The organism is Nostoc sp. CALU 1950, from assembly GCF_051172895.1.
GTDB classification, from domain to species: Bacteria; Cyanobacteriota; Cyanobacteriia; order Cyanobacteriales; family Nostocaceae; genus Nostoc; species Nostoc edaphicum_A.
The window spans coordinates 1-274 of the sequence record NZ_JBDNJQ010000471.1 but is presented as its reverse complement, the minus strand read 5'-3'; the positions used below and the strand labels follow the sequence as shown (position 1 = coordinate 274).

At 48.2% G+C, this 274-nt stretch carries 1 protein-coding gene; it reads left to right on the top strand.

Annotation, left to right across the window (positions count from 1 at the left end; genetic code table 11):
- A partial coding sequence (locus ABF638_RS38460) for a hypothetical protein (RefSeq protein WP_435027965.1) occupies positions 1 to 250 on the top strand: 250 nt, incomplete at its 5' end.
- Positions 251 to 274: the final 24 nt, after the last annotated feature.

The following is a 274-nucleotide window of genomic DNA, read 5'->3' as shown; positions in this document are numbered from 1 at the left end:
CAGAAGCAGCCTCATCACGCCACTAAAAGCATTTACCCACGACAGCTCGATCTGGTGTACTTCCATGTCTTGTGCCCTATCAGAAACAGAATTGGTGGGCAAACAAGAACCATCGTCCATTCCATGGAAGAAATCCTTCCTTCTTTTGCTGCTGCACTTCGGCGAAAGGTCCATAGCATCACCACCGCCACCATGGCCCAATGGCTGTGTTGATAAATTCAACCCAGAGCCATTGAGTAACTTCCTCTGATTGTGATGCGCCCTTGCATAATAA